The sequence below is a fragment of the Stenotrophomonas sp. ZAC14D2_NAIMI4_6 genome, assembly GCF_003086875.1.
GTDB lineage: Bacteria > Pseudomonadota > Gammaproteobacteria > Xanthomonadales > Xanthomonadaceae > Stenotrophomonas.
Window position 1 is genome coordinate 376,924 of the sequence record NZ_CP025996.1, and the last position, 8,077, is coordinate 385,000.

The window sequence follows — 8,077 nt, forward strand, 5'->3', positions numbered from 1 at the left end:
CGGGGCCGCACCGCGCTTCAGCCTGCGGGCGCCAGCCCTTTCAGTTCACGGTAGCGCTGCAGAATGGTTTCGATCTCGGCCTTCAGTGCCACCTGCTGCTGCTCGAAACTGGCCTGCAGGCGCTGCTGCGAGCGCAGCTGCGCATGCCGCTGGCGGATCAGGTCGGCCTGTTTGTCGGCCACCGCGGCGCCGGCCAGTTCGCGATCACCGGCCGCGCCCAACAGCGCCACCAGCGAATCACGCAGGCTGGCCACGTTGTAGCGGGCGGTCTTGAGGTTGTTGTCCAGCACTTCCTGGCGTTCGCTGAACACGCGCCGCAGCGCATCTTCGTCGGAATAGGTCACCAGCATGGCCTGCTCGGTGCGCTGGCGGGTCAGCTCGGCCATCTTGTCCAGCTGGGTCTGCGCCGCCGCCGTGGAAGCGGCGGCACGTTCCTCATCGTTCAACGCGCGCTCGATCTGGGCATTGCGCAGGCCGCTGTTCACGTTGAATTCCTCACGCGCGTTGTTCACCGCGTCGGCCGGCAGCGCATCGCTGCAGATCCGTTCCTTGCCCTGGTTCCAGCAGTACAGCTTCTTTTCCGCCTTGCCGCTGGACTGCGCCAGGGCGGTAGCCGGAACCACCAGCAGCAGGCTGGCGGCAACAATGGCAGGAACTCGGAACATGCGACCTTCCCCTGGGTCAGCGTGCGGAGCGGACGCCGTACTGGGCCCGATAGGCTTCCAGCGGCTGCCGGTAGCCCACAAGTTCCGGGTTTCCGGAGGCGAAATCAAGCAGATCGGCCAGGGTGGCCACCGCGATCACCGGAATGCCGGCTTCCTCGGCCACGGCCTGTGCAGCCGAACGGTGGTCGGCTTCCGAGGCAATCTCCTGGCGGTCCAGGGCCACAACGATGCCGGCCGGGGTGCCGCCGGCGGCGCGGATGATGGCCATGGCTTCGCGGATCGCGGTGCCGGCGGTGATCACATCGTCCACGATCAGGACGCGCTTGCCGGTCAGGTCGGCGCCGATCAGCTGGCCGCCTTCACCGTGGTCCTTCACTTCCTTGCGGTTGAACGACAGCGGCAGGTCGCGGCCGCGCTGGGCCAGTTCGCAGGCCATCGCGGTGGCCAGCGGAATGCCCTTGTAGGCCGGGCCGAAGACCACGTCGTACTTGATCCCGCTGGCGTCGATGGCATCGGCGTAGCAGGCGCCCAGCTGGGCCAGCAGCGAACCGGAATCGAACCGGCCGGCATTGAAGAAATAGGGGCTCAGGCGGCCGGACTTCAGGGTGAACTGGCCGAAGCGCAGGGCGTCGGCGGTCAGGGCCAGCTGCAGGAAACGGTGGCGATGGTCGCTCATCAAAACTCTGTTCATCATCATTTGGAGCATAAATCCTAATCCAGCTGGGCCTTTCGCGCTCGTCCGGCCCGCCGTGAAGGCCCGCCCGGGGGCCGTCGGCAGACTGCGCAGCCCCACGGGCAACCGGTATGCTTGCCCGGTTTCCCGCCGTAGGTTCTTCTGCATGCGCATCATCAGCTTCAACGCCAATGGCATCCGCTCGGCCGCCACCAAGGGCTTCCTCGACTGGTTCCGCGCCCAGGACGCCGACGTTCTGTGCATCCAGGAAACCAAGGCGCAGGAAGACCAGCTGACCGATCCGATGTTCCGCCCCGATGGCCACCACTGCTTCTACCGCGATGCCATCACCAAGAAGGGCTACAGCGGCGTGGCCATCTACAGCAAGCGCGAGCCCGACCAGGTCATCACCTCGCTGGGCTGGGCCCCGTTCGACGACGAAGGCCGCTACATCGAGGCCCGCTTCGGCAATCTCAGCGTGGTCTCCTTCTATATTCCCTCCGGCAGCTCGGGCGACCTGCGTCAGGGCTTCAAGTTCGAAGTGATGGAGTGGCTGCGGCCGATCCTGGAAGAGTGGGCGCGCAGTGGCCGCGACTACGTGCTGTGTGGTGACTGGAACATTGTCCGTTCGGCACTGGACATCAAGAACTGGAAATCCAACCAGAAGAATTCCGGCTGCCTGCCCGAGGAGCGCGATTGGCTGAACGCCCTGTGCGCCGACCATGGCCAGGCCACCGATGTCGCTTCCGGCCGCGGCTGGGCCGATGCCTACCGCCTGCTCAACCCCACCGGCGAGGATTACACCTGGTGGAGCAACCGCGGCGCCGCCCGCGCCAACAACGTCGGTTGGCGCATCGATTACCAGTTCATCACCCCGGGCCTGCGTGACCGCCTGCGCAGCTGCTCGATCTACCGCGACGAGCGTTTCTCCGACCACGCCCCGTTCACCGTGGACTACGACCTGTGACCGAGGCCGCTGCGGCGCCCAGCTACAAGGGTTGGGCCGGCATCAAGCGCGCCTTCGGCACGCCGTCGGCGTTGACCATGGCCCTGCTGGGCTTCGGCAGCGGCCTGCCGTTCCTGCTGATCGCCTCGCAGACCCTGTCCACCCGCCTGCGCGATGTCGGCCTGGACCTGGGCAGCATCGGCCTGATCAGCCTGGCCAGCTTCTTCTACCTGCTGAAGTTCGTGTGGGCGCCGCTGCTGGACCGGTACGCCTTCCCGCTGCTGGGCCGGCTCGGCCGTCGCCGCTCCTGGCTGCTGGTGTCGCAGGTAGCGGTGCTGGTCGGCCTGGTGGCGCTGGCCTTCGTGCGCCCCGAACAGGGCGTGTGGCCGCTGGTGGGCTGGGTGCTGGCCGCGTCGTTTGCCGGCGCCACCCAGGATTCGGTGGTCGATGCCTACCGCATCGAGATCGCCCCGCAGACCGCGCAGGCGGCCCTGGCGGCCACCTATACGCTGGGCTACCGCATCGGCCTGATCCTGGCCGGTGCCGGTGCGCTGTACCTGGCCCAGTTCGAAGGCTGGATCGTGGCCTACCTGGCCATGGCCGCGCTGATGCTGCTGCCGATCCTGGCCACCCTGTTCTGCCGCGAGCCCGACCGCCCGGCCAACGCGGTGCAGCGCCGCATCGACGTGGCCGAAGCCTTCGTACAGCCGATCACCAGCTTCTTCAGCCGCAACGGCATCGCCCTGGCACTGGGGCTGCTGGCCTTCGTCGGCCTGTTCAAGTTCCCCGACCAGGTGATCGGGGTCATGGCCGGCCCGTTCTATCTGGATTCGGGCTTCGACAAGGCCGACATCGCCACTGTGTCCAAGCTGTTCGGCGTGTGGATGGGCATTGGCGGCGCTTTCCTCGGCGGTATCGCGGTGGCCGCGTTCGGTTTCCGTCGCATGCTGCTGGTGGCCGCGCTGGGCGTGGCCCTGTCCAACCTGGCCTTCCTGCTGATGGCGCACAATCCGGGCCAGCTATGGGCGTTCTATGCCGCGCTCAGCGCCGACAACCTTTTCCAGGGCTTCGCCGGCACCGTGCTGGTGGCCTTCATGTCCTCGCTCACCGACCGCAATTTCACCGCCACCCAGTACGCGCTGCTGGTGTCGCTGGCCAACCTGCCGGGCAAGTTCGTCGGTGGCGTGTCCGGTTACATCGTCGAAGCCAGCTCATACAGCACCTTCTTCATGCTCAGCGCGGTCACCGTGGTGCCGACCCTGCTGCTGCTGGCCTGGCTGTGGCCGCGCATCCTGGATCGCGGGCCGCCGGCCGCCCCCTGATTGCCTGCACGCCCCGGCTGCGGGATGATCGCCACGTGCGCCGGGGGGGCGGTGCCTTGCGAACGGGGAGTGAGCATGGCCGACATAGTGCTGCGCGACGTCGATCCGCTGCTGCTGGAACGTATCCGGCGGGTGGCGGTCGCGCGCGGCTGGACCCACGAACAGACCTGCCAGGCGGTGCTGGAGCAGGGGCTGTTGAGCAGTGAACTGGAAGTGCGCTCGGGCTTTGGCGACCCCGAAGTGGATGCGCTGTCGGCGGCCATCGCCGCGCTGCAGGCCATGCCCGCCGGCCAGGGTTTTGATTAGGCCCTTGTAGCGTCGAGCCGTGCTCGACTGCCGTCCCCGGCGGATGCCACCGACATCACGCCAGGTGAATCGCCCCCAGGATCCGCGGACCCTGCGCCCCGGTCACCGCCGGCAGGTTGCCCGGCAACCCGTCCATCGTGCGCTGGGCCAGCCAGGCAAAGCCCATCGCTTCCACGTATTCCGGGTCCAGCCCATGCCGCGCGCTGGATTCAACCTGCACGCCCGGCAGGCGCGCGGCCAACCGCCGCATCAGCTGTGCGTTGTGTACACCGCCACCGCAGACCAGCACCCGCCGCGTGCCCGGCTGCTGCGCCAGCAGCGCATCGGCCACGGTCATCGCCGTCAGCTCCAGCAGGGTGGCCTGCACATCGGCGGCACTGAACTGGCCCTCGCCCATGTGCGCTTCGGCCCAGGCCAGGTGGAACTGTTCGCGCCCGGTGCTCTTGGGCGGCGGCAGATCGAACCACGGGTCGGCCCGCCAGGCGGCCAGCAGGCTGTCATCCACCGCACCGCTGGCGGCAAACGCGCCATTGGCATCGAAGCTGCGGCCGGTGTGACGCTGGCACCACGCATCCATCAGTGCATTGGCCGGGCCGGTGTCGAAGCCGCGCACCGCCCCCTGCCGGGGAATCAGGGTCAGGTTGCCGATGCCGCCCAGGTTCAGCACCGCGCGGTCTTCATCGGCGGCGCCCAGCATGGCCAGGTGGAAGGCGGGCATCAGCGGCGCGCCATGGCCACCGGCGGCCACGTCGCGGCGGCGGAAATCGCACACGGTGGTGATGCCGGTCAGCTCGGCAATCCGGTTGCCATCGCCCAGCTGCACGGTGAAGGCCGGGTCGGCCAGCGGCCGGTGGCGCACGGTCTGCCCGTGCGAGCCGATCGCCCGCACCTGGGCGCGATCCACCCCGGCCTCGTCCAGCAGTTGGTTGGCCGCGCCGGCGAAGGCAATCGCGATCCGCGCATCCAATTCGCCCAGCTCTTCCAGCGACTGCAGCGGACCGCCTTCGCCCAGCGCGACCAGCCGGGCACGCAGCACCGGTTCCCAACGCGCGGTCAGCCCGTGCACGAAGTGGCAGCCGCCGGCAGCGGGGAACTGCACCAGGGCGGCGTCGATGCCATCGGCGCTGGTGCCCGACATCAGGCCAAGGTACAGGGGGGCGTTCGGGTCGGCAGCGGCGTTCATGGCGGGCATAAAAAAAGGACGTGGCAAGCTTGTGCTGCCACGTCCTTGTTCGTCAACGCAGGGGCTCAGCCGCGCTTGCGGGCCGGCGCCTTGGCGTCCTTGGCGCTGGCCACCTCGGTGGCATTGGCCTCGCGGCTGGCGGGGGCCGGGCTGGCCTCGGCGTAGATCAGCTTTTCCATGCCCTGGATACGCGCCATGGCCGGTGCGGTCTGCGCGCGGAAGGCCACCAGCTCGGCACCCTTCAGCGGTTCCGGCGGCGGCATGGTCACCGTCAGCGGGTTGCGGTGCTGGCCGTTCACGCGGAATTCGTAGTGCAGGTGCGGGCCGGTGGCCATGCCGGTGGAGCCCACGTAGCCGATCACCGTGCCCTGGGCCACGCGCTGGCCGTTCTTGATGCCGGCAAAGCGCGACATGTGCCCGTACAGGGTGGTGTGGCCGCGGCCATGGTCCAGGATCACCACGTTGCCGTAGCCACGCTGCACGCCCACGAACTGCACGCGTGCATCACCGGCGGCCATGATCGGGGTGCCGGTGCGGGCGGCGTAGTCCACGCCCTTGTGCATGCGCATCTTGCCCAGCACCGGGTGCTTGCGCGCACCGAAGGTCGAGCTCAGGCGCGCGAAGGGAATCGGCATGCGGATGAAGCTCTTCTTCAGCGAACGGCCGTTGATGTCGTAGTACTCCGACTTGCCGTTGCGCTCGAAGCGGAAGCCCGAATAGGTCTTGCCGCCGGTGGTGAAGGTGGCCGCCAGGATCTTGCTGGTATCGACCTTCTCGCCTTCGCGCCAGGTCTCGTCCATCACCACGCTGAAGCGGTCGCCCGGCTGCAGGTCCTTCGAGAAATCGATGTCGTACTTGAAGATGTCGTCGGTCATCGTCGCGATCGCCGACGGCGACAGCCCGGCACGGCGTGCCGCGGCATACAGCGAACTGGTGATCTCGCCACTGGTGACCACCGTGCGCGTGGAGGTCTCGCGCTGGGTCACCTTTTCCTTGATGTCATTGCCGGTCAGGCTCAGCTCCACCCGGTGCTCGCCATCGCGGTCGAAGCGGATGCTGCGCAGGTCGCCCGACAGCGGCATGTCGAAGGCGATCTCGGCGCCCGGGCGCAGCTTGGTCAGCGAATCGCGCGCTCCGGGATGGTCCAGCACCCGGTGCAGGGTGCTGGCCGGAATGCCGGCTTGGTCGAACAGTTCGCTCAGGGTCTGGCCGCGCTGCACCCGCAGCACCTGCCAGCTGTCGCCGGGGGTCTGCTGCTGGCGCGCCTGCGCAAGCGGCGGCAAGGGCAGGGCCAGGCTGGTGTGGCTGTCGGCGTAGGGCGCATCGATGGTGTGCGAGAAGCCGGGAACAATGGTGGCCACCAGCGCGCCGATGGTCGCGAACAGGCTCGCGTGCATCCAGTGGCGGCGGGTCCAGCGCTCGTTGAAAGCGGCGGGAAGGTGTTGCCTGAGCTTCCGGTGCAGGGCGTTGTCGTGCAGGACGTGGAGTCGTTCCTGGAAGCGCTGCTTGCGTGCGCGCCCTTGGTCGGAATTGTGCATCAGCGGTGTTTTCCTGGCTGGCCCGGGAGCGCGGGCCTGTTCGGCGGTTACCATAGACACCTGAGAAAACCGCGTCAAACCCTTGTGCCTATTGGCTTTTGTGAAGCCAATCGGGTTAACTTGGCGTTAACACCCCACATAAGAAACGGCACTGCCGGGAGTAGTCACGTGTCCTCGATTGAAGAAGCCCTTGCCCTGATCGGCCGCGGAGCCGACGAGATCCTGAAGCTCGAGGATCTGCGTGCGCGCCTGCAGGAAGGCCGCCCGCTGCGCGTGAAGGCAGGCTTCGACCCCACCGCCCCCGACCTGCACCTGGGTCATACCGTGCTGCTGAACAAGCTGCGCCAATTCCAGGACCTCGGCCACCAGGTCATCTTCCTGATCGGTGACTTCACCGGCATGATCGGCGACCCGTCCGGCAAGAGCCTGACCCGCAAGCCGCTCAGCCGCGAGGACGTGCTGGCCAACGCCCGCACCTATGAAGAGCAGGTGTTCAAGGTGCTGGACCGGGAAAAGACCGAAGTCCGCTTCAATTCAGAGTGGTTCGGCAAGATGGGCGCGGCCGACATGATCCGCCTGGCCGGCCAGCACACCGTGGCCCGCATGCTCGAACGCGATGACTTCGCCAAGCGCTACGCGGCCCAGCAGTCCATCGCCATCCACGAGTTCCTGTACCCGCTGGTGCAGGGCTACGACTCGGTGGCGCTGGAAGCGGACGTCGAACTGGGCGGTACCGACCAGAAGTTCAACCTGCTGATGGGCCGTGGCCTGCAGGAGCACCATGGCCAGAAGCCGCAGGTGGTGCTGACCATGCCGTTGCTGGAAGGCCTGGACGGGGTCAACAAGATGTCCAAGTCGCTGGGCAACTACATTGGTATCAGCGAACCGGCCATCGACATCGTCACCAAGGCCATGAAGGTCGACGACGCCCTGATGTGGCGCTGGATCGAGCTGCTGTCCTTCGATATCAGCCAGGCCGAGGCGGTGTCGCTGCGTGAACAGGTCGCCGCCGGCACCCTGAACCCGCGCGTGGTGAAGCTGCGCCTGGCCCGTGAACTGGCCACCCGCTTCCACGACGCCGCAGCGGCCGAGCAGGCCATTGCCGGCTGGGAAGCGGCGGTGACCGGGCAGGGCGACATCACCCAGCTGCCGCTGCAGGACGTGGCCATTCCGGCCGAGGGCCTGCGGATTGCCGCGCTGCTGACCGCCGCCGGCCTGACCCCCAGCAATTCCGAAGCCAACCGCAAGCTCAAGGAGCGCGCGGTGAAGGTGGACGGTGAGGTGGTGGAAGATGGCCAGCAGGTGCTGCAGCCGGGCTTCGAAGGCCTGCTGCAGGTTGGCAAGCGCACCTTTGCCCGGGTGCGCCTGGTCGCGGCCTGATCGGGCGGCAGGGCCGGCGCCAGCCGGCCCTGCGTCCTGCTTCGGATGAACGAATGCAACATCC

Annotated in this window: 8 protein-coding genes; 4 read left to right on the forward strand and 4 right to left on the reverse strand. The window is 67.6% G+C overall.

Annotation, left to right across the window (positions count from 1 at the left end; all coding sequences use genetic code 11):
* Positions 1–17 precede the first annotated feature (17 nt).
* Entirely contained in the window at positions 18–665 is a 648-nt protein-coding gene (locus tag C1933_RS01645) for a hypothetical protein (protein WP_108751924.1), read from the reverse strand.
* Positions 666–681: 16 nt separating this feature from the next.
* On the reverse strand, positions 682–1,341 hold the full coding sequence (gene pyrE / locus C1933_RS01650; protein WP_108748219.1) for an orotate phosphoribosyltransferase: 660 nt from the start codon (positions 1,339–1,341) through the stop codon (positions 682–684).
* Between the two features lie 163 nt (positions 1,342–1,504).
* Between pyrE and C1933_RS01655 the strand changes: the two genes are divergently transcribed.
* From C1933_RS01655 to C1933_RS01665, 3 genes are all read left to right on the forward strand, one after another.
* Positions 1,505–2,305, forward strand: coding sequence for an exodeoxyribonuclease III (locus C1933_RS01655; RefSeq protein WP_108751925.1), 801 nt, complete (start codon positions 1,505–1,507; stop codon positions 2,303–2,305).
* The gene (locus tag C1933_RS01660; protein WP_108748221.1) at positions 2,302–3,606 is read left to right on the forward strand and encodes an MFS transporter; all 1,305 of its coding nucleotides are present in this window, start codon (positions 2,302–2,304) and stop codon (positions 3,604–3,606) included. The genes C1933_RS01655 and C1933_RS01660 overlap by 4 nt, the downstream gene beginning before the upstream one ends.
* 75 nt (positions 3,607–3,681) lie before the next feature.
* Positions 3,682–3,912, forward strand: a complete 231-nt coding sequence (locus tag C1933_RS01665) for a hypothetical protein (protein ID WP_108751450.1) — start codon at positions 3,682–3,684, stop codon at positions 3,910–3,912.
* A 55-nt stretch (positions 3,913–3,967) separates the two neighbouring features.
* Here C1933_RS01665 and C1933_RS01670 read toward each other — a convergent pair whose 3' ends face one another.
* Both C1933_RS01670 and C1933_RS01675 read right to left on the reverse strand, forming a co-directional pair.
* On the reverse strand, positions 3,968–5,095 hold the full coding sequence (locus C1933_RS01670; RefSeq protein WP_108754700.1) for an anhydro-N-acetylmuramic acid kinase: 1,128 nt from the start codon (positions 5,093–5,095) through the stop codon (positions 3,968–3,970).
* A gap of 65 nt (positions 5,096–5,160) precedes the next feature.
* On the reverse strand, positions 5,161–6,633 hold the full coding sequence (locus C1933_RS01675) for a peptidoglycan DD-metalloendopeptidase family protein (RefSeq protein WP_108751926.1): 1,473 nt from the start codon (positions 6,631–6,633) through the stop codon (positions 5,161–5,163).
* Positions 6,634–6,801: 168 nt separating this feature from the next.
* Here C1933_RS01675 and tyrS point away from each other — a divergent pair, with 168 nt between their 5' ends.
* Positions 6,802–8,013, forward strand: coding sequence for a tyrosine--tRNA ligase (tyrS, locus tag C1933_RS01680; RefSeq protein ID WP_108751927.1), 1,212 nt, complete (start codon positions 6,802–6,804; stop codon positions 8,011–8,013).
* Positions 8,014–8,077 lie beyond the last annotated feature (64 nt).

Coding starts and splice junctions, on each gene's coding strand:
- C1933_RS01645 (WP_108751924.1), bottom strand. CDS start 665: ATGTTCCGAGTTCCTGCCATTGTTGCCGCCAGCCTGCTGCTGGTGGTT.
- pyrE (WP_108748219.1), bottom strand. CDS start 1,341: ATGAGCGACCATCGCCACCGTTTCCTGCAGCTGGCCCTGACCGCCGAC.
- C1933_RS01655 (WP_108751925.1), top strand. CDS start 1,505: ATGCGCATCATCAGCTTCAACGCCAATGGCATCCGCTCGGCCGCCACC.
- C1933_RS01665 (WP_108751450.1), top strand. CDS start 3,682: ATGGCCGACATAGTGCTGCGCGACGTCGATCCGCTGCTGCTGGAACGT.
- C1933_RS01670 (WP_108754700.1), bottom strand. CDS start 5,095: ATGAACGCCGCTGCCGACCCGAACGCCCCCCTGTACCTTGGCCTGATG.
- C1933_RS01675 (WP_108751926.1), bottom strand. CDS start 6,633: ATGCACAATTCCGACCAAGGGCGCGCACGCAAGCAGCGCTTCCAGGAA.